General features: G+C 65.5%; 22 protein-coding genes. 12 read left to right on the top strand and 10 right to left on the bottom strand.

Features of this window, described 5'->3' with window-relative positions; translation table 11 throughout:
* The first annotated feature begins 193 nt into the window (after nt 1–193).
* The 6 genes from rpsL (at nt 194) to EV641_RS09950 (ending at nt 6046) form a co-directional block, all read left to right on the top strand.
* Nucleotides 194–568 (top strand): 30S ribosomal protein S12, encoded by a 375-nt coding sequence (rpsL, locus tag EV641_RS09975; RefSeq protein ID WP_132471708.1) that lies wholly within the window; start codon nt 194–196, stop codon nt 566–568.
* Nucleotides 568–1038, top strand: coding sequence for a 30S ribosomal protein S7 (gene rpsG, locus EV641_RS09970; protein WP_054714779.1), 471 nt, complete (start codon nt 568–570; stop codon nt 1036–1038). The genes rpsL and rpsG overlap by 1 nt, the downstream gene beginning before the upstream one ends.
* 143 nt (nt 1039–1181) lie before the next feature.
* Nucleotides 1182–3284, top strand: a complete 2103-nt coding sequence (gene fusA, locus EV641_RS09965) for an elongation factor G (RefSeq protein ID WP_132471707.1) — start codon at nt 1182–1184, stop codon at nt 3282–3284.
* A gap of 92 nt (nt 3285–3376) precedes the next feature.
* Nucleotides 3377–4567 carry an elongation factor Tu gene (gene tuf / locus EV641_RS09960; RefSeq protein ID WP_132471706.1) on the top strand — a complete coding sequence of 397 codons (1191 nt, stop codon included), beginning with the start codon at nt 3377–3379 and terminating at the stop codon, nt 4565–4567.
* Between the two features lie 41 nt (nt 4568–4608).
* A complete protein-coding gene (locus EV641_RS09955) occupies nt 4609–5271 on the top strand; it encodes a TetR/AcrR family transcriptional regulator (RefSeq protein ID WP_347238229.1) in 663 nt (220 codons plus the stop codon).
* A 10-nt stretch (nt 5272–5281) separates the two neighbouring features.
* On the top strand, nt 5282–6046 hold the full coding sequence (locus EV641_RS09950; RefSeq protein ID WP_132471704.1) for a maleylpyruvate isomerase family mycothiol-dependent enzyme: 765 nt from the start codon (nt 5282–5284) through the stop codon (nt 6044–6046).
* A gap of 26 nt (nt 6047–6072) precedes the next feature.
* On the opposite strand, the gene EV641_RS09945 is transcribed toward EV641_RS09950, so the two are convergent.
* From EV641_RS09945 to EV641_RS09925, 5 genes are read right to left on the bottom strand one after another with little or no spacing between them, the layout of a single operon-like run.
* Complete coding sequence (locus tag EV641_RS09945; RefSeq protein ID WP_054714768.1) at nt 6073–6636, bottom strand: hypothetical protein; 564 nt, start codon at nt 6634–6636, stop codon at nt 6073–6075.
* Nucleotides 6633–7670: a DUF6286 domain-containing protein gene (locus EV641_RS09940; RefSeq protein ID WP_241997021.1), complete on the bottom strand. Its 1038-nt coding sequence runs from the start codon at nt 7668–7670 to the stop codon at nt 6633–6635. The genes EV641_RS09945 and EV641_RS09940 overlap by 4 nt, the downstream gene beginning before the upstream one ends.
* The gene (locus tag EV641_RS09935) at nt 7663–7857 is read right to left on the bottom strand and encodes a hypothetical protein (protein WP_054714775.1); all 195 of its coding nucleotides are present in this window, start codon (nt 7855–7857) and stop codon (nt 7663–7665) included. Before EV641_RS09935 ends, EV641_RS09940 begins: the two co-directional genes overlap by 8 nt.
* Nucleotides 7854–8237: a hypothetical protein gene (locus tag EV641_RS09930; RefSeq protein ID WP_241997020.1), complete on the bottom strand. Its 384-nt coding sequence runs from the start codon at nt 8235–8237 to the stop codon at nt 7854–7856. Before EV641_RS09930 ends, EV641_RS09935 begins: the two co-directional genes overlap by 4 nt.
* Nucleotides 8234–8695 carry an Asp23/Gls24 family envelope stress response protein gene (locus tag EV641_RS09925; RefSeq protein ID WP_132471702.1) on the bottom strand — a complete coding sequence of 154 codons (462 nt, stop codon included), beginning with the start codon at nt 8693–8695 and terminating at the stop codon, nt 8234–8236. Before EV641_RS09925 ends, EV641_RS09930 begins: the two co-directional genes overlap by 4 nt.
* 206 nt (nt 8696–8901) lie before the next feature.
* Here EV641_RS09925 and EV641_RS09920 point away from each other — a divergent pair, with 206 nt between their 5' ends.
* Nucleotides 8902–10083, top strand: coding sequence for an FAD-dependent oxidoreductase (locus tag EV641_RS09920; protein ID WP_241997019.1), 1182 nt, complete (start codon nt 8902–8904; stop codon nt 10081–10083).
* 32 nt (nt 10084–10115) lie between these two features.
* A complete protein-coding gene (locus EV641_RS09915; RefSeq protein ID WP_132471700.1) occupies nt 10116–10892 on the top strand; it encodes an aspartate/glutamate racemase family protein in 777 nt (258 codons plus the stop codon).
* A gap of 23 nt (nt 10893–10915) precedes the next feature.
* Here the strand turns inward: EV641_RS09915 and EV641_RS09910 are convergent, their stop codons facing one another.
* Both EV641_RS09910 and EV641_RS09905 read right to left on the bottom strand, forming a co-directional pair.
* Complete coding sequence (locus EV641_RS09910) at nt 10916–11551, bottom strand: TetR/AcrR family transcriptional regulator (RefSeq protein ID WP_054718271.1); 636 nt, start codon at nt 11549–11551, stop codon at nt 10916–10918.
* A 76-nt stretch (nt 11552–11627) separates the two neighbouring features.
* Nucleotides 11628–11990, bottom strand: a complete 363-nt coding sequence (locus tag EV641_RS09905) for an SPW repeat protein (protein WP_054718273.1) — start codon at nt 11988–11990, stop codon at nt 11628–11630.
* Between the two features lie 266 nt (nt 11991–12256).
* Here EV641_RS09905 and EV641_RS09900 point away from each other — a divergent pair, with 266 nt between their 5' ends.
* Nucleotides 12257–13516 (top strand): MFS transporter, encoded by a 1260-nt coding sequence (locus tag EV641_RS09900; RefSeq protein ID WP_132471699.1) that lies wholly within the window; start codon nt 12257–12259, stop codon nt 13514–13516.
* A gap of 5 nt (nt 13517–13521) precedes the next feature.
* Here the strand turns inward: EV641_RS09900 and EV641_RS09895 are convergent, their stop codons facing one another.
* Nucleotides 13522–14577 carry a ferredoxin--NADP reductase gene (locus EV641_RS09895; protein WP_132471698.1) on the bottom strand — a complete coding sequence of 352 codons (1056 nt, stop codon included), beginning with the start codon at nt 14575–14577 and terminating at the stop codon, nt 13522–13524.
* 306 nt (nt 14578–14883) lie between these two features.
* On the opposite strand from EV641_RS09895, the gene mdo reads away from it, so the two are divergent.
* From mdo to EV641_RS09880, 3 genes are all read left to right on the top strand, one after another.
* A complete protein-coding gene (gene mdo, locus EV641_RS09890) occupies nt 14884–16155 on the top strand; it encodes an NDMA-dependent methanol dehydrogenase (protein WP_132471697.1) in 1272 nt (423 codons plus the stop codon).
* 109 nt (nt 16156–16264) lie between these two features.
* The gene (locus tag EV641_RS09885) at nt 16265–17323 is read left to right on the top strand and encodes a MoxR family ATPase (RefSeq protein WP_054807958.1); all 1059 of its coding nucleotides are present in this window, start codon (nt 16265–16267) and stop codon (nt 17321–17323) included.
* 13 nt (nt 17324–17336) lie between these two features.
* Nucleotides 17337–18854, top strand: coding sequence for a VWA domain-containing protein (locus EV641_RS09880; protein ID WP_241997018.1), 1518 nt, complete (start codon nt 17337–17339; stop codon nt 18852–18854).
* A gap of 25 nt (nt 18855–18879) precedes the next feature.
* On the opposite strand, the gene EV641_RS09875 is transcribed toward EV641_RS09880, so the two are convergent.
* Together EV641_RS09875 and EV641_RS09870 are read right to left on the bottom strand one after the other, a co-directional pair.
* Nucleotides 18880–19362: an SRPBCC family protein gene (locus tag EV641_RS09875; protein ID WP_132471695.1), complete on the bottom strand. Its 483-nt coding sequence runs from the start codon at nt 19360–19362 to the stop codon at nt 18880–18882.
* Nucleotides 19363–19398: 36 nt separating this feature from the next.
* The gene (locus tag EV641_RS09870; protein ID WP_241997016.1) at nt 19399–19746 is read right to left on the bottom strand and encodes a metalloregulator ArsR/SmtB family transcription factor; all 348 of its coding nucleotides are present in this window, start codon (nt 19744–19746) and stop codon (nt 19399–19401) included.
* Nucleotides 19747–19895: the final 149 nt, after the last annotated feature.

Raw genomic sequence — 19895 nt, 5'->3', positions numbered from 1 at the left:
CGCGCGGTCTGTAGTTATCTGCAGGTGCGAGTCCCCGGCTGCCTGTGTGGGGGTACGCGACACACCCGACCTCGTGTGCGCACGGGGTGCGAGTGCGGGGCAGTTGCTTCCTTGCCCCAACCGATGGATCCCTAATTTCAGAACAGCCAGTGTTGCTCGCCTGAGCAGCTCCAGACAACGAGAAAGCCGATAGATGCCAACTATCAATCAGCTGGTCCGCAAGGGTCGCCGCGACAAGACCGCCAAGGTCAAGAGCGCGGCCCTGAAGGGCAGCCCGCAGCGTCGTGGCGTGTGCACCCGCGTGTACACCACCACCCCGAAGAAGCCGAACTCGGCGCTTCGTAAGGTCGCTCGCGTGCGCCTGACCAGTTCAGTCGAGGTCACCGCTTACATTCCCGGCGAGGGCCACAACCTCCAGGAGCACTCGATGGTGCTCGTGCGTGGCGGTCGTGTGAAGGACCTCCCCGGTGTTCGTTACAAGATCATCCGTGGCTCCCTCGACACCCAGGGTGTCAAGGGCCGCAAGCAGGCACGTAGCCGCTACGGAGCGAAGAAGGAGAAGGGCTGATGCCACGTAAAGGACCCGCTCCGAAGCGCCCCCTCATCGCCGACCCGGTCTACGGTTCGCCGCTGGTCACCCAGCTCGTGAACAAGATCCTGCTGGATGGCAAGAAGTCCACCGCCGAGCGCATCGTCTACCAGGCACTCGAGCAGGCTCGCGAGAAGACCGGCACCGATCCGGTCGTCACGCTCAAGCGCGCGCTCGACAACGTCAAGCCCGCACTCGAGGTGCGTAGCCGTCGTGTCGGTGGCGCCACCTACCAGGTGCCGGTCGAGGTTCGCCCCGGCCGTTCCACCACGCTGGCGCTGCGCTGGCTCGTCACCTTCTCGCGTCAGCGTCGTGAGAAGACCATGGTCGAGCGTCTCGCCAACGAGCTTCTCGACGCGAGCAACGGCCTCGGTGCCGCTGTGAAGCGTCGCGAGGACACGCACAAGATGGCTGAAGCCAACAAGGCGTTCGCGCACTACCGCTGGTGAGTCGACGCCGGTCGGGTGGATCATCGAATGTTCCCCCGACCGGCTGCTCGCACATCTGTGTCGGTCCCGTAAAGGCCGGCTGACATCATAAGAAATGTGGTCCGCACCCAAGGGCCGACACGAGCTACGAGCGGGGTTTACCTGTGGCACAGGAAGTGCTGACCGACCTGAACAAGGTCCGCAACATCGGCATCATGGCGCACATCGATGCCGGCAAAACCACGACGACCGAGCGCATCCTCTTCTACACCGGTGTGAACTACAAGATCGGTGAGACCCACGACGGTGCTTCCACCACCGACTGGATGGAGCAGGAGAAGGAGCGTGGTATCACCATCACCTCCGCTGCGGTCACCTGTTTCTGGAACAACAACCAGATCAACATCATCGACACACCCGGCCACGTCGACTTCACGGTCGAGGTCGAGCGGTCGCTGCGCGTCCTCGACGGCGCCGTTGCCGTGTTCGACGGCAAGGAGGGCGTCGAGCCCCAGTCCGAGCAGGTCTGGCGCCAGGCTGCCAAGTACGACGTCCCCCGCATCTGCTTCGTCAACAAGATGGACAAGATGGGCGCGGACTTCTTCTTCACCGTGCAGACCATCATCGACCGTCTCGGCGCCAAGCCACTGGTCCTGCAGATTCCGATCGGTGCCGAGGACGACTTCGAAGGTGTCGTCGACCTCGTCGAGATGAAGGCGCTCACCTGGCGCGGCGTCACCCCGATCGGCACGGCGGCCACGGTCGAGGAGATCCCCGCCGAGCTCGCCGACAAGGCCGCCGAGTACCGCGAGAAGCTGCTCGAGACCGTCGCCGAGTCCGACGAAGAGCTCATGGAGAAGTACTTCGGCGGTGAGGAGCTCACGGTCGCCGAGATCAAGGGCGCCATCCGCAAGCTGACCGTCAACTCCGAGCTGTACCCCGTGCTCTGTGGCACCGCGTTCAAGAACAAGGGCATTCAGCCCATGCTCGACGCCGTCATCGACTACCTGCCCACTCCGCTGGACATCGGTGAGGTCATCGGCCACAAGCTGAACGACGAGGAAACCGTCCTCACGCGCAAGCCGAGCAAGGAAGAGCCGTTCTCGGCCCTCGCCTTCAAGATCGCTGCGCACCCGTTCTTCGGCAAGCTGACCTTCGTCCGCGTGTACTCCGGCCGGGTCGAGCCGGGCGCCCAGGTGCTCAACGCCACCAAGGGCAAGAAGGAGCGCATCGGCAAGCTCTTCCAGATGCACGCCAACAAGGAGAACCCGGTCGACGAGGCCGTGGCCGGCCACATCTACGCGATGATCGGACTGAAGGACACCACGACCGGCGACACCCTGTGCGCGCAGGACGCTCCGATCGTCCTCGAGTCGATGACGTTCCCGGACCCGGTCATCCAGGTCTCCATCGAGCCGAAGACCAAGTCCGACCAGGAGAAGCTGGGCACCGCGATCCAGAAGCTCGCGGAAGAGGACCCGACGTTCTCCGTCGAGCTCGACGAGGAGACCGGCCAGACCGTCATCGGCGGCATGGGCGAGCTCCACCTCGACATCCTCGTCGACCGCATGCGTCGCGAGTTCAAGGTCGAGGCCAACGTCGGCAAGCCGCAGGTCGCGTACCGCGAGACCATCACCAAGCCTGTCGAGAAGCACGAGTTCACACACAAGAAGCAGACCGGTGGCTCCGGCCAGTTCGCGAAGGTCATCATCGCCCTCCACCCGTTCACGGGCGAGGACGGCGCGACCTACGAGTTCGAGAACAAGGTCACCGGCGGCCGCGTGCCGCGCGAGTACATCCCGTCGGTCGACGCCGGTGCGCAGGACGCCCTGCAGTACGGCGTGCTCGCGGGTTACCCGCTGGTCAACGTCAAGGTCACGCTCCTCGACGGTGCGTACCACGACGTCGACTCGTCCGAAATGGCGTTCAAGATTGCCGGCTCTCAGGCACTGAAGGAAGCGGCCCGCAAGGCTGCCCCGGTGATCCTCGAGCCGCTCATGGCCGTCGAGGTCACGACACCCGAGGAGTACATGGGTGACGTGATCGGCGACCTCAACTCCCGCCGTGGCCAGATCCAGGCCATGGAGGAACGCAGTGGTGCCCGTGTCGTGAAGGCGCTGGTTCCGCTCTCGGAGATGTTCGGTTACATCGGGGACCTGCGGTCGAAGACCCAGGGCCGCGCGAACTTCTCCATGGTGTTCGATTCCTACGCAGAGGTTCCGTCGAACGTCTCGAAGGAAATCATCGCCAAGGCCACCGGCGAGTAACCTTCGGGTTGGAACCGGTCGCCTGCACGACCAAGTAATACAAACCGCACTGCTGCATACTGCACGCAACAACAGTCCAGGAGGACATTCCAGTGGCGAAGGCGAAGTTCGAGCGGACCAAGCCGCACGTGAACATCGGCACCATCGGTCACGTCGACCATGGCAAGACGACGACCACGGCTGCGATCACCAAGGTGCTGGCCGACAAGTTTCCGGATCTCAACGAGAGCTTCGCGTTCGACCAGATCGACAAGGCTCCCGAGGAGAAGGCTCGTGGCATCACGATCAACATCTCCCACGTCGAGTACCAGACCGACAAGCGCCACTACGCGCACGTCGATGCTCCGGGTCACGCGGACTACATCAAGAACATGATCACCGGTGCTGCTCAGATGGACGGCGCGATTCTCGTTGTCGCCGCCACTGACGGCCCGATGCCGCAGACGCGCGAGCACGTGCTGCTCGCTCGCCAGGTCGGCGTGCCCTACATCCTCGTCGCCCTGAACAAGGCCGACATGGTCGACGACGAGGAAATCCTCGAGCTCGTCGAGATGGAGGTCCGCGAGCTCCTCGCTTCGCAGGAGTTCGACGAGGACGCTCCGGTCATCCCCATCTCCGCTCTCAAGGCTCTCGAGGGTGACGAGAAGTGGGTTCAGTCGGTCGTCGACCTCATGCAGGCCGTCGACGACTCGATCCCGGACCCGGTCCGTGAGACCGAGAAGCCGTTCCTCATGCCCGTCGAGGACGTCTTCACCATCACGGGTCGCGGCACGGTCGTCACCGGCCGTATCGAGCGTGGCGTGGTCAACGTGAACGAAGAGGTCGAGATCGTCGGTATCCGTCCCGACGTCACCAAGACCACGGTCACGGGTATCGAGATGTTCCGCAAGCTGCTCGACCAGGGTCAGGCGGGCGACAACGTCGGCCTTCTGGTTCGTGGCATCAAGCGCGAGGACGTCGAGCGCGGCCAGGTCGTCATCAAGCCCGGCACCACGACTCCGCACACGGAGTTCGAGGGCCAGGCCTACATCCTCAACAAGGAAGAGGGCGGCCGTCACACGCCGTTCTTCAACAACTACCGTCCGCAGTTCTACTTCCGTACCACGGACGTGACGGGCGTTGTGACCCTTCCCGAGGGCACCGAGATGGTCATGCCCGGTGACAACACCGAGATGTCCGTCAAGCTGATCCAGCCGGTCGCCATGGACGAGGGCCTCCGCTTCGCGATCCGCGAGGGTGGCCGCACCGTCGGCGCCGGTCGCGTCACGAAGATCATCGCGTGAGTTAGTACTCACTGACGCTCGAACGGCGTCCACCCTCCGGGGTGGGCGCCGTTCGGCGTTTTCGTCTCCGGGATCCATTGACAGCCGGCTCCCACCCGAGGATCGTCCTTATTGTGTTAGGGAAATCGAATCGCGATAGGGTTTCCGAACGCCGTTCGGCAACTCGGTCCGAGATTCTCGCCGCCGCGTGGGACATCGCCCGCGAACGAGGCCTGGCCACTATGACCCTTCGGGACGTGGCGGACAGGGTGGGCATGCGACCACCGTCGTTGTACAGCTACATCGCATCGAAGAACGAACTCTACGACGCGATGTTCGGCCAGGCCTGGAACGAATGCCTGATCGCGATGACGGAATGCGCAGAACGATTGCCCGACACACCCCGGGGTGCGCTGCGTTCCGTCGCAGCCACCTTCTTCGACTTCTGTGTCGAAGACCTTGCCCGGCACCAGCTGATGAACCAGCGGATCATCAGCGATTTCCAACCGAGCGCCGAGTCGTACGCGCCGTCCGTCCAGGCACTGGATCTGTTGCGGAATGTGCTGAACGACCTGGGTGTCCACGACGCACCTAGCGTGGATCTCGCTGTCGCACTCGTCGGTGGGTTGATCGACGCTCAGTTTGCGAACGATCCCGGCGGCGACCGCTGGCGTCGGTTGCTCGACCGGGCAGTGGACATGTATGCGGACAACGTAGGACTGTAAGGAGTGTCCGATGGCTGCAACAACCACACCGAAGACCTCGATGCGACCCCGGCGGCCGATGATGGAGCGGGATCTTGCGATGCGCCTCGCTGCGACCGAGTACGGCAGGTTCGCCGACCTGCTGGACAGACTTCCACCCGAAGGCTGGAGTCGGCCGACCGACTGCCCGGGTTGGGACGTGCGCGCCATCGCCGCGCATGCCTTCGGCATGGCCCGCATGGCCGAATCGCTCATCGAAATGGGGCGGCAACTCTCCGCTGCGAGACACGCCGACGGTGAATTCCTCGATGCGCTCACCGCCCACCAGGTCGAGAAGTTCTCGGGTCGCGACACAGAACGGCTGTGTTCGGACTACAGGACTTCCGGTATGAGGGCGGCACGAGCTCGTGCTCGAACCCCGTCGTTCGTGCGATCGCGCGCGATGCCGGAGGTCCAAAAGGTCGGTGAGGTCGAGGAGCGGTGGACGGTCGGGTACCTGCTCGACATAATTCTCACCCGCGACCCTTGGATGCACAGGGTTGACATCTGCAGGGCGACCGGTGAGTCGATGGTCCTGACGGCCGACCATGACGGAGCGCTGGTGGCCGATGTGGTCGACGAGTGGAAGATCCGCCACCGGCAGCCGATCGATCTGCACCTGACCGGCCCGGCGGGTGGGAGGTGGAGCACCGGAACAGGTGCGCGTCCCACCGAACTCGATGCGGTGGAGTTCTGCCGGATTCTGTCGGGGCGTGGTCCGGCCACAGGCATCCTCGCCGTGCAGGTTCCGTTCTGACCGGACGTCCGGAAACCGGTCGCGGATCAGCGAACCTCACCGGCGGGGTCCAGATGTAGCAGCACCTGGGTCGCGACACGGGCACCACCGACCGCGGCGGCGGCACGACGCGCGGCGTCCTCAGCGGCGGCCGTGAACTCGGGGACGTCGATTCCGGGCTCGGCGTGGACGGTCACCGAGAGTGTCGGCAGGTGGCGTTCCACGACCGCACGGCCACGTACGGACCGGACGCCGGGAAACGTTTCGAGTTCTCTCGCTACTCCGGTGGCGACCGGGCCGAGGTCGACGCCGAGCGTCGCGTCGGTCACCTCGTCGTACAGCTCCACGGTGGAGGTCCGTCTTCGCGACAGATTCACGACCAGAAGCACGATCCCGATTGCGCACCCCGCGGCCAGGACCGTCCACAATGCCGGCGTCCACCACGGCTGATCGGGCAGGTCCATGATGAGTGGCCGGTCGAGGTCGGCGAGTCGCTCGCGTGCGAACGGCACCCGCCACACCCACGCCAATGCGAACGCACCCGAGCCGAGGAGCGCACACCCCACTACCAATGCGAAGAACCGATTGACGAGTACGGTACGGAGCTTCACGGCAGGGTTCCCGTCTCGGTGGTGGGGGTGTGAGGCTCGTGGCGCGACACCTTCAGAACCAGCGGAATCGGATCTGCCAGCAGCGCCAGCCGCGGTTCCACTTCGGCGCGGATGGTGGTGCTCAGATCGTCGATCGAGCTGTCGGACGCCGCGACCACACGGATCAGCGCGCGCCTGCGGTCGACGACGGTCCGGGCGCTGAGCACACCGGGCAATGCGGATGTGCGTGCGCTGCACATGCGGGCGACGTCGGTCCGCCGCATCCAGACGGTCGGAACCGCGCCGGACAGCCTGAGGGGCAGATGGGTGCGCCTGCGTGGCTTCAATGCCACCACGATCGAGGCGAGACCGAGCACGACGAGTACCACTGCGATGGGCGCGATCCACGGATGCCAGTGCAGCCGGCCGAACCATTCGAACGAGTTGCGGATCCACGGCGCTCCGTCGTAGGTGCCGCGGACGATGAGCAGTTCCCGTGCCGCGACGAACGCGAGACCGAGCGCCCCGATCGCGATCAAGGCCGCCGCGGGCGCCGCGGCAGGTGTGGCGAGCGGCGGAAGCGGCGACACCACGGGAATGTCGGAGCGGGGCCCGGTGTGTCCGCCGACGATGTCGGACTCCAGATATTCGACGGGTACGGACTGCTCCGCCTGCTCGTCTTCGACCGCTCGCGCGGTCGAGACGATCAGCACGTTGAGTTCGTGCACCACGAGACCGGTGTACTCGTGCAGATGCCAGGCGACGGCGTCGTGCACCCGACGCGTGAGCGCAGCGGCGTCGTAGGGCCATTCTGCCGCGATGTAGAGGTTGACCGCCACGGCACTGCCCGCGGTGATCACCTCGGCGCGGGGTAGTTCGCGGCCCGTGAGCAGGCTCAGGTTGCTGCTCTGCCGGACGACGTGGGGTACCTGCAGTGCGGCGGCCGCGGCAATCCGCTCGATGGCACGGTCCTTGATGGTGAGACTGCCGCGTGATCCTGCGAGATCGACCGATTCCGGGTCGGAGGGCGCGGTCGGTGTTGCAGGTTCAGCCACGGCCACGGCTTCGCAACAGCGCACCCAGGTCGAGGATGCCGTCGCGGTGCGCGCCGATGGCAGCGCCGAGGGCGCCCAGCAGTACCGCGAACAGCAGCCCGCTGAATCCGCCCAGAATTCCCGCCAAGGCGAGCAGCAGGCCCGCGATGAGTCCGACAACGGTGTTTGTTGTTGGGTTGTGGTTCACGATGGCACCTGTTTCTCTGCGGAGACCTGGTCGGCAAGGGGGTGTCGGATGTCCTGGAACACCACGCGGACCGGACCGTCGACGATGGGTTCGACGTATCGCCGCACAGCTTCTCCGAGCGCGGGAAGGTCGGCGGGGTAGAGGGCGATCACGTGGATTTCGCACCCGGCGGGGCCGCCCAGTCGGATACCGGCGACACGCCGGCCCGGCAGATATGTGGCGATCTCACCGAACTCACCACCGTGCAGACCTGCGATTCCGGAGATGCTCAACACCGTGCTCGCGACGTCGTCGACGAGATCGGCTGGGGTGCGGTCGGTGCGGACAGGGGCCTCACGGTGAGAGGTCCCGCCGTTCGAAGTCCCGCCGTCAAGTGTCACTGCACACGCGGTTTCTGTTCCGCTGCGGTGTCCGCTGCCTCGTCCGGGAGGACGACGTCGAACACGGTGATGTTGACTTCGGTGACTTCGAGTCCGGTCATGCGCTCGACGGCCACGATCACGTTGTGGCGGATGGCGACGGCCAGTTCGTGGAGTGCGACGCCGTACTCGGCGACGATGCCGATGTCGATCGCGGCTTGCTTCTCACCGACCTCGACTGCGACTCCCTGTCCGTGGTTGATCCGGGCGCCCGGAATCCGGTCGCGAAGGGCACCGACGACGCGTGCGGTACCGGCGCCGACGTCGAACACTCCGCTGATCTCGCGGGTCGCGATTCCCGCGATCTTTGCGACGACGGCGTCCGCGATGATCGTGCGCCCTTGGGTATCGACGGGGCCCGGAGACGAACCGACCCCGAATTGCACGCGGCTGAGTCCTGCGCCGCTGTCACTTGTCATGAAAACTCCCTCGTGGCTGTATCGCGTGGGGCTGTGCCGGTCGCGTGTGGGGGTCTGCGTTGTACGTTCGACTCTAATTATCCGCCGGGCCGGACGTGATGTGCCGCGCAGAAGGATCGACGCTCTGTTCACCGCCACCTGTATTTGGTATGAAGACCCGAAGCACTCGCGTGGCACATGTCACGAAATCAGGAGGATGGACTCACGTGGCAGTTGATCGGATCGTCGTTGTCGGAGCGGGGCTCGCCGGTGTGCGAACTGCGGAGGAATTGCGCCGCGCAGGGTTCGAGGGGGAGCTGGTCCTGGTGGGCGACGAGGCGCACCTGCCGTACGACCGTCCTCCGCTGTCGAAGGATGTCCTCCGTGGCGACCGCGACGACACCACGCTGCGCCCGCGGGAGTTCTTCGAGGAGCAGGCGATCGATCTGCGGCTCGACAGCCCGGCTGCGTCCGTGGACACGGGTACGCAGACGGTCACGTTGGCCGACGGTACGGAGCTGAGGTACGACGAGCTGGTGATCGCGACGGGTCTGCGCCCGCGCCGGATCCCGGGTCTGAAGGAACTCGCCGGCGTGCACGTCCTGCGGTCGATGGACGACAGCCGTGCGCTGCGTGGCGAGGTCGTGTCGGGCGCACGTGCTCTCGTGGTGGGGGCCGGGTTCATCGGGTGCGAGGTGGCGGCGAGCCTGCGTGCGAAGGGCGTCGAGGTCGTGCTCGTCGAGCCCCAGGAGACCCCGCTCGCGTCCGTTCTCGGCACCGAGGTCGGTTCGTTGGTCTCGCGGCTGCACACCGAAGAGGGTGTCGATGTGCGGGCAGGAGTCGGCCTTACCGAACTGCGTGGCGGCGAGCACGTCACCTCCGCGGTGCTCGGCGACGGTTCCGAGGTCGACGTCGATCTGGTGGTGCTCGGTATCGGATCGATTCCGGTCACCGAGTGGCTCGACGGTTCGGGCATCGAACTCGACAACGGTGTCGTGTGCGACGAGGTGGGTCGTGCGTCGGCGTCGCACGTCTGGGCGGTCGGCGACGTCGCGTCCTGGCAGCTTCCGGACGGAGGGCGTAAGCGCATCGAGCACTGGACCAACGCGGGTGAGCAGGCCACCGTGCTCGTGAAGGCCCTGGTCTCGGGAGATGTGGGTGTCGCGTCTGCGGTGCCCTACTTCTGGAGCGACCAGTACGAGATCAAGATCCAGGGGCTCGGTGCGGTACGCGGCGACGACACCGTGCACGTGGTGCGTGACGACGGTCGTAAGTTCCTGGCCTTCTACGAACGTGATGGCCGACTGGTCGGTGTCGTCGGCGGTGGTATGCCTGCTCAGGTCATGAAGAACCGGATGAAGATCGCGGCGGGCGCACCCATCGAGGAGCTCTTGGCCACCATGGCGTGAGCCCGATGGCCCGGACCCGATAGATTCGTGGGGTGATCGTTGCTCTCATCGACTCGGGTTTCGGGCTGCTTCCGACGTCCGCGTGGCTGCGGCGCCTGCGCCCCGACCTCGATCTGATGTTGTCGATGGATCCCGCGGGCTCCCCGTGGGGGCCGAAGCCGTCCGATTGGGTGATCGAGCGTGTGGTCACGACTGCGCGGCGGGCAGTGGATCGGGGCGCCGACGTCGTGGTGCTGCCGTGCAATACCGCATCCGTCACTGCCCTCGACCATGTGCGCGCCGACCTCGGCGACGGTGTACCCGTCGTGGGCACGGTTCCCGCGATCAAACCGGCGGCTGCCGCGTGTGAATCGGTCGCGATCTGGGCGACCGCGGCGACAACCGCGAGCCGGTACCAGGCAGATCTGATCGCACAGTTCGCGAACGGCAGCGAGGTCGTCGGGGTCGCGTGCCACGGTCTCGCCGATGCGATCGACCGCGGCGACCGCGCCGGCGCATCCGCTGCGATCGCGTCGGCCGTCGAGCGCACACCCGACGATGTCCAGGGTGTCGTCCTCGGGTGCACGCACTATCCGCTCGTCGCGGACACGATTGCCGCGCAGCTGCCGGCGGGGGTGCGTCTGTTCGACAGCGCCGAAGCGGTTGCGCAGCAGACGCTCCGACGCATCGACGCACTCGGCCGTGCGTCGACGGGATCGGGGCGTGTCGAGGTGGTCCTCAGCGGCGAGCGCGGGTCCCTTCCGGCCGGCGCCCGCGCCTTCGCGGCCGGTCGTGAGTTGCTGGGGACGGCACCGAACCCGATCGGTTGACTCATTTCGTGCCCGATGCCTCGTCACGTCCACGCGCGGGCCAGCATCCTCGGCATCGGCGTCATCCCCGACATGCCCGCCGCGATCAGGCGTGCAACGTTCTGCAGTTCCTCGTGTGCCCGCGGTAGTCCGTCGCGTCCGAACAGGCGGTCGGTGGTGGCGGCGGAGAGCATCGCCGACACCCATGCCGTTGCCGCAGTGCGCACGGCGCCGATGGACACGGGTACCGGTGAACTCGCCTGGAGCACGCGCATCGTCGTGTCGTGGAGGTGCGCGCGGAGGGTCCGCACGTGGGTGCGCACGTCGGTGTGTGTTTCCGCCTCCCGCCAGATGATCACGCGGAGCACCGAGGAATCGTTCTGCCCGAGGTTCAGCGCGGTGTCCAGATTGACCAGGCTCGTTGCCGGATCGCCCGGTGCGACGAGCGCGAAGACGTCGGAGATCGGTTCGGTGGGGAGTCGTTCGGCGATCAACGCGTCGAGGATCGCCTCCTTGGTGGGGAAGTAGTAGAAGATCAGGCCCTTCGGTACGTGCGCTGCCGTCGCGATGGCAGTGGTGGCGGTCGAGTCGAATCCTTGCTCCGCGAACAGTGCCTCGGCTGCATCGAGGATGCGGGTGCGCGCAGCTTGCGCTGTACCGAGATCGGGGTGCCTGCTCACTGATCACCTCCGGGTAGGAGAATGCCGGTGAAGTCGGCCGGGACGGCTCGGCCTCACCGGCGGGACGGTGATCGGATCAGTGATGTGTTGCCAGGCCGCCTCCGTGCATGCGGGTGTTCATGGCGGGCAGTGCCGCGACGGCGACCACCACGCTCAGTACGCCGACGATCCACGCGGTCCACGACGCGCCGCTGAAGGCGGTGTAGCTCATGACCCACGGCGAGATGAACAGCAGTGCGCCGAAGAGGCCCATCGCATAGTCGATCCCGGCCATCGTGGGGCGCGCGATCTGCGCGATGCCACACAGAGCGACGAGCACGCCGAGGACGATGAGCGACCACATTGCGTTGGTGTTGGTGTCCAACCAGAGCGGAGACAGGGCGGCGAAGACGCCCAGGACGACGGCTACGTAATCCTGAAGCCGGCTGTCGGAGAACATGGTGAGCCTCCTTCGGGTGATGGTTCGTGAGAATGTGTCCCCTCTACTCGGTATAGGCCTGATCGACCGGTCGGTCAATGTCGAGGAGAGTTGCTAAGTGATAAATCTTTCTGCAGGTGGAGTGACCTTTTCGATGTTGATCGTGACGTAGGCGAAATATTTCCTCCGTGGAGGATGTTTCAGGAGCAGCAGCGCCGCGATGCGGCGCTGCTGCTCGTGTACTCGTAGCTTTGGTTCCTATTCGCTGTTTCCCTGCTGGAGGTTCGATGGTCTCGCCCGCCCCATCCGATACCGGGTCTCGTGTGTTCGGATTCGCGGTCATGGGGGTGGGGGCGTTCACCCTCACCGGATCGTCGTCGGTGCCGTCGCCTCTGTATCCCGTCTACCAGGAGATGTGGGGATTCTCGGCGGCGGTGCTCACCGTGGTCTTCGCGATCTACGTCGTTTCTCTCCTCGCGACACTGCTCACCGTCGGTGCGTTGTCCGACCGCATCGGTCGTCGACCGATCATCGGGGCAGCGATGGTGATTCTCGTGATCTCGATGGTCGTGTTCATCTTCGCCGACAGTGTCGGGTGGTTGATCGCGGCGCGCATCATCCAGGGGTTGGCGGTGGGCACTGCCACGGGAGCAGTCGCCGCGGGGATGATCGATCTGCAACCCAACCCTCGGGTCGGTCCGCTGATCAACAGCATCGCGCCGTCGTTGGGGTTGGGGCTGGGCGCGGCGGGCGCCGGTCTGCTGGTTCAGTTCGCGCCGTTCCCGACGGTGTCGAGCTATGCGCTCATCGCGGTCCTCGCGATCGGAATCGTCATCGCTCTCCTGTTCGTGCCGGAGAATTCGCAGCCCACGGGGTTCTCCTCCCGGAGAGACGCACTGCGTGCGCTGAAACCGAGCGTGGCGTTACCCCAGGACGTGCGTGCACAGTTCTTCTTGGTATTGCCGTGCTTGATGTCGGCATGGGCGCTCGGCGGCCTGTACATGTCGTTGGGGACGTCGATCGTCGATGTGGTGTTCGGCATCGACGATCGGCTTGTTGCCGGGCTCGCCGTCGCGACCATGTTCACGTCGGGTTCGGTCGCGGCAGTGGTCATGCGCCGCTTCGCCGAACTTCGCGTCGTGGTGACGGGCGTGGTCCTGCTCGCGACCGGTGTCGTCGTGGTGGCGGGTGCGCTGTTGTCCGGCGTGGTGGTGCTGTATTTCGTGGGCACGGCGATCGCTGGGTTCGGCTGGGGATCGACGTTCTTGGGTGCCATGGGCATCGTCGCCGGCCTGGGCCGCCCCAACCAACGCGCACAGGTCTTCGCGACCACATTTGTGGTTTGCTACATCGCGTTCTCGGTTCCAGCGATCGGTGCAGGCGTGGCCACAGGACGGTTCGGTCTCACCGCCACAGCGGTCGGTTACAGCGCGATCGTCGCCATGCTCGCGCTCGCCTCCGGGGTCGTGCTGGTGCTACGTCGCCCGAAGCCGGAGCCGGTGCGTCTCGAGGAGGTCACGCCGGTGCCGGAGCGGCAGGCAGGCTGAAGTCGTCAGAACTCGATCTTGAGTGTGTCCGTGACGGGACGCGCCTGGCAGCCCAGGATGTATCCCGCCTCGATGTCCTCGGGATCGAGGACATCGCAGTGTTCCATCTCGACCTTGCCTTCGAGCACCGTGCACGCGCACGAGCCGCACTCACCTTCCTGGCATGAATACGGCACGTCGATGCCCTTGGCGAGCATGATGTCGACGAGCGTCTGCTTGCGCGGCCACGACAGGGTGTGCACCTCGCCGTCGAGTTCGACCTCGACGGTCGCTGCATCGGCGGCCTCGTCGTCGCTGATCTCGACGGGTTTGTGGTCGGCGAACGGATCGCCGGCGAGCGAGTTGAACACCTCGGCGTGCACGCTGGTGCGTGGCATTCCGGCATCGTGGAGCGCCTGGTGCACCGCGTCCATGAACGGGCCGGGGCCGCACATGAATGCTTCACGGTCGGCGAACGGCGCTGCGACGGTGGCGAGCTGTGTTGCCGTGGGCAGGCCCTGCACCGACTCGAGCCAGTGGACGATCGTGAGCCGGTCGGCGTGCTTCTCGCCGAGTGCGCGCAGTTCCTCGGCGAAGATGACCGACTTCTCGTCGCGGTTGGCGTAGACGAGCGTGACCTTGCCGGATCCCTGGGACAGCGCGGACTTGAGGATCGAGATGACCGGGGTGATGCCGCTGCCCGCCGCGAAGAGCAGGAAGTCGTGGTCGAAGGACTTCGGGGTGAACACACCGGACGGGGGAAGGACCTCGAGGCTGTCGCCGGCGGAGATGCGGTCGCACAACCAATTGGAGCCGTACCCGTCCGCGGTGCGCTTGATCGTCACCTTGGGGGCGTCATCGCTGAACGGTGAACTCGCCAGCGAGTAGCAGCGCGCGACCGAGCCGGTGCGGTCGCTCGGGATGCGCAGTGTCAGGAACTGGCCGGGCTTGTACTCGAACTTGTCGCGCAGGTCCTCGGGCACGGCGAAGACGATCGAGCGGCTGTCGGACGTCTCCTCGATAACGGCAGACACGGTGAGAATCACCGATCGCGATCCGTGCGGCACCTCGACTGTCGTCATCGGTATGTCACCTCTCGTGCAAGCGTGGGGCCGCAGTGTGCTGCTCACCACAATTTCTAGAACATGTTCTAGTTTGAGAATACCAGCCGGAAGGCGGCACCGACACGCTACCGGGAGTGGGGCCGGGATGCGCTGCCCACCCGTTCGGTCCCGGCCCGCCTGCCCGATCGGACGGTCCTGCCGCCGCGACCGGACAGTTTCCGTGCGCAGCCCTTCTCCGGGCGAACTCCCTCGTCGATTGTTGGTCATGCATGAGGCGTACGTCACACCCGCCGATCATCCCCGCCGATAATCGAGGAGAACACGATGGCAATCGAGCTCAACCAGATCTGGGACTTTCCCATCAAGGAGTTCCACCCCTTCCCGCGCGCTCTCATGGGAGTCGGGGCGCACGACATCATCGGTGTCGAGGCCAAGAATCTCGGGTTCAAGCGCACCCTTCTCATGACCACCGGCCTGCGAGGTTCCGGGATCATCGAAGAACTCGTGGGCAAGATCGAGTACCAGGGTGTCGAGGTCGTCCTCTACGACAAGGTCGAGTCCAACCCCAAGGACTACAACGTCATGGAAGCAGCGGCGCTGTATCAGAAGGAGAAGTGCGACTCGATCATCTCCATCGGCGGCGGTTCGAGCCACGACGCTGCGAAGGGCGCGCGCGTCGTCATCGCGCACGACGGCCGCAACATCAATGAGTTCGAGGGCTTCGCGAAGTCCACCAACAAGGAGAACCCGCCCCACATCGCGGTGTCCACCACGGCAGGCACCGGCTCGGAAACCTCCTGGGCGTACGTCATCACCGACACCTCCGACATGGATCACCCCCACAAGTGGGTCGGCTTCGACGAGGCGACGATCGTCACCCTGGCCATCGACGATCCGCTGCTCTACTACACCTGCCCGCAACACTTCACGGCGTACTGCGGGTTCGACGTCCTTGCTCACGGTTCGGAGCCCTATGTCTCACGCCTGGACTTCGCACCGTCGCTCGGTAACGCCCTGTACTCGATCGAACTCGTCGCGAAGAACCTGCGGGAGGCGGTGTACGAGCCCCGCAATCTCAAGGCGCGTGAGGGCATGATGAATGCCCAGTACATCGCCGCACAGGCGTTCAACTCCGGTGGTCTCGGCATCGTGCACTCCATCTCGCACGCGACGTCGGCGTTCTTCGACAGCCACCACGGTCTCAACAACGCGATCGCGCTTCCCCGGGTGTGGGAGTACAACCTGCCGTCGCGGTACGAGAGCTACGCGCGCATTGCGACGGCGATGGGTGTCGATACCCGCAACATGACGACCGTGCAGGCTGCCGATGCTGCAGTCGAGGCCGCGATCCGGCTAGCGCAGGACGTCGGGATTCCCGACAACTTCGGCCAGGTCCGCACCGACTCGTACGACAAGAACCGGATGAACACCGGCAAGTACGCCGGCCGTGGCGAGACGATCCCGGGCGACGAGAAGACCGTGCGGGCGATCTCGGAGCACATCCAAGGCGACTGGTGCACCCCGGGCAACCCCCGTGAGGTCACAGTCGAGTCGATGATCCCCGTCGTCGATCACTGCATCAATCGGTCGTACTGACCCGACCAGACCCCGCGCCCGGGGGCGGTTCGCCCCCCCTGCCCGCTCCCGGGCGCGATCCCGAGCACCGCCCGATCCCGGGCCCGAGCCCGCACGCACCGGAGGACCCATGACCACCTTCTCCAACGGCGCCGAACTGCAGGACGCACTGCGTCGGCACGACTACATCGCCGACGACGAATTCGCGACCGTCGTTCACCTCGCCACCGCGCTCGAGCGACCGCTGCTGCTCGAAGGTCCGGCCGGTGTGGGTAAGACGGAGCTCGCCAAGGCGCTCGCAGCGGTAGGAGGTCGCAGGCTCGTTCGGCTCCAGTGCTACGAGGGTCTCGACGACAGTCGCGCGCTGTACGAGTGGGATTACGCCAAACAGTTGCTGCACGTGCAGATGCTCCGCGACCGTATCGGCGAACTTCTCGGCCAGTACCCCGACGTTGCCGACGCGTCCCGATTCCTCGCCGAACAGGATTTCGGCCTCTACTCCGAGGCGTTCCTCTCGGTCCGTCCGCTGCTCGATGCCGTGCTGTCGCCGGAGCCGGTGGTGCTTCTCGTCGACGAGGTGGACCGCACCGAGGAGTCCATGGAGGCGTTGCTGCTCGAGGTTCTCGCCGAGCGTCAGGTCACGATTCCCGAGGTCGGTACGTTCACCGCCCGTTCGATGCCGTGGGTGATCCTCACATCCAACGACACCCGAGAGCTGTCCCCGGCGCTCAAGCGCCGGTGTCTGCATTATCACGTGGGTTACCCCACCCTCGAGCGCGAACGTGAGATCGTGACCGCCCGCGCACCCGAGGTGTCCTCGGGTACTGCGGGGCAGGTCGTTGAACTGGCCCGCACACTGCGCGATCTGCCATTGCGGAAAAGCCCGTCCATCTCCGAGGTGATCGATGCGGCTCGTGCCGCATCGGTGATGGAAGGCGTTGCACCCGAGTCGAATCCGGTCATAGATATGCGCGACGTACTGTTGTCGACGTTGCTCAAATACACCGGTGATGTGGACCTCGTCAAGAATCGCCTCGACGGTTCAGCTTCCGTACCGGTACCCGCTGCGGCGACGGTGCCCGCGGAACGTGTGACCGTGGCGTCGAATCCTGCGAACACCACCACTGCGGTGTTCCGGGGTCGTGGTGGTGGCGGTCGCGCCGCGGCCGCCAGTGGTGCGCGGCGGTGACCGCGTCATGCATGTGAGTGCCCCTGAGCGGCGGCGTGCGGGATATCCGCTGGACGTGGTGTCTGCGGTGTTCGGTCTGCTGTTGCGTAAGCACGGTGTCGCGGCTTCACCCGCCGAAACCATCGAAGTGCGGAGGGTGCTCGGCATTGTGGGCGCCCGTGATCGCGTGGCGCTGCGGTCCTGCCTGCGCGCGGCGTGCGCGAAGTACCCGCACGAACGTGCCGGCTTCGAGCGTGCTTTCGACGAGCTGTTCGGTGCGGTGGACGCGGCAAAGGCCGACGCTCACGACCCGTTGCGTGCCCAGTTCGCCGACTCCCTTCCCACGGCCCTCGAGATCGACGACGATCCGAGTATCGCCCGTTACGCCGAATACAACGAGCGTGCTGCAGAAGTCGGCGACCACTTCGATACTCCAGAGGCCGAGAAGGGCTTCAATCCGCACAAGGACGACGACGATGTGTCGATGACGTCGTCCGATGCCGAGCTGTCTGTCGACACCGGTGCGGACTCGGGCCGGCGGGGCGTGACCTACACGGTCGACGTCGAGCGGGCAGGTTCGACGACGGTCGGCGAACTGTCCGCTGATCCTGGTGCCGCGGTCGTCGGGTCGTTGTCGTGGGACGACCCGGCGACCATCCTCGCGTGGCTCGATGCATACGATCCGCACCGAATGTACGGCGGTGACGTCCTCGACGAGCCGCTCACCGAGGCGCAACTGAGCCGTCTCGTCGACGCGGTCGAGGCGTTCGTGGCGTCGCTGGCCGGCGCGAGCCCGTCCGGCACCGAGGAGATCGACGCTCCGGAATCACGTGACGCTGCGGGTGTGGATCGCGCCGAGATCGAGCTCGCGTGCCACGAAGTGTTGCGACGGATGCGCGGTCCCGCGCGGCCACGCCCTCGTGAACTGGCCCGCGGCCGGCTCGACATGCGCCGCACCGCGCGCGCCGGGATGCGCACCGACGGAGTGCCGTTCCACCTCGTCGTCCGCGCCCCGCGACCGGATCGCGTGAGGTTGCTCGTGCTCGCCGACGTGTCGCTGTCGGTCCGCCCGATCACTGCGTTCACGCTACGTCTTGCACAGGCGATGCATGGTCGCGCGCATCGCTGCCGGGTGGTCGCGTTCGTGGATCGCCCGGTGGACGTGACACAGCGGTTGCTCGCTGCCGACGGAGACGGTGCGCTCGCGGCGGTGCTCGCGCACCCCGGCGTGGATCTCGAGGCCAGCAGCGATTACGGCAGGATGTTCGACGAACTGCTCGCCGACCACGCGGGCTCGATCGACAATCGGACCTCGGTTCTGGTCGTGGGGGACGGGCGGTGCAACGGGTTGCCGGCGCGGGTCGATCAGCTCGAAGAACTGCGGCGACGGGTCCACCGCCTGGCGTGGATCACGCCTGAGCCGGAACGGTACTGGGCGCAGGCGACGTGTGCGATGCCCGACTATGCGGACGTGTGCGATCACGTGGTCGTTGCGCGTGATGGCGAACAATTGCTCTCGCACGCAGCAGAACTCGGCCACGCACTTCGGTGATCCGTGCATGGCCGAGCCTGGCTGTTCACGACGCGGACACGCGTGCCAGTATTTCTTCGAGTTGCTCGTAGCCCTGGTTCAGGCCGGTCTCCATGCCGGACGATGCCATTCCGTCGCGTGCTTCCATGCTCGGGTACACAGCGTGGCCGCTGAGCTTGCAGCGCCCGCCGCCGAGATCGGTGAAGGTGAGGAACTCGATGCTCACCACATCGGAGAAACCGTCGAATTCGAATGTCTGAACGGCGAATTCGTTCTCGCGCACGGTGTGGAAGACTCCCGTGAAGGTGTACGAACCATCGTTGTCGGTATGGGTGTACCGGTAGCTGCCGCCGGTGCGGAAATCGTAGTGGTCGATCGTCATCTCCATGCCCCGCGGGCCGAGCCACTGCGCGATGAGATCAGGGTCTTTGTGGGCGCGGAACACGTCGGCGACAGGAAAGTCGAATTCGCGCTCGTAGTCGATGAAGGGGACACCTTCGGGGACAGTGACGTTCAGGGCGTTGCTCATGACGAACCTTTCCGAGGGAGGTTCCTCGGGGAACCTCTATGGTTTCGGGTCGGCCGATTCCCCGGCCAGCACGGCGTCGAGATCGCGGAACTGCTGTTCCTTGACCAACCGGTAGCGGTCGATCCAGGCGGTCAGCATCTCCAGCCGCGCGGGATTCAGATGGACGGGACGGCGCTGGGCGTCGCGTGTGCGCGTGACGAGTCCGGCGTGTTCCAGAACCTGAATGTGCTTCGAGATCGCCTGTTTGGTGATCGCGAACGGTTCCGCGAGTTCGTTGACGGTGGCGGGCCCGCGGCTGAGCCGGGCGACGATGCGGCGGCGGACCGGGTCGGCCAGGGCAGTGAACGCCAGGTCGAGTTGGTTGTCGTTCGCGTCGTCGTACACGGTTGGGCCTCCATCTTGGCAACCTTTTGGTTTATCAACCATCCAGTTGATAAAAGGATGCGCTCGTACGCGCCTCCTGTCAAGGCCGTTCGGAGAAGTTCGAATTGCCGTGTAGTTCGAATGCCCGCGCAGCTGCGATCGCCCGGTTA

Source organism: Rhodococcus sp. SMB37 (assembly GCF_004345605.1).
Classification (GTDB): Bacteria; Actinomycetota; Actinomycetes; order Mycobacteriales; family Mycobacteriaceae; genus Rhodococcus.
Note: the sequence above shows the minus strand (reverse complement) of the source record. Positions and strands in the feature narration are given on the sequence as shown.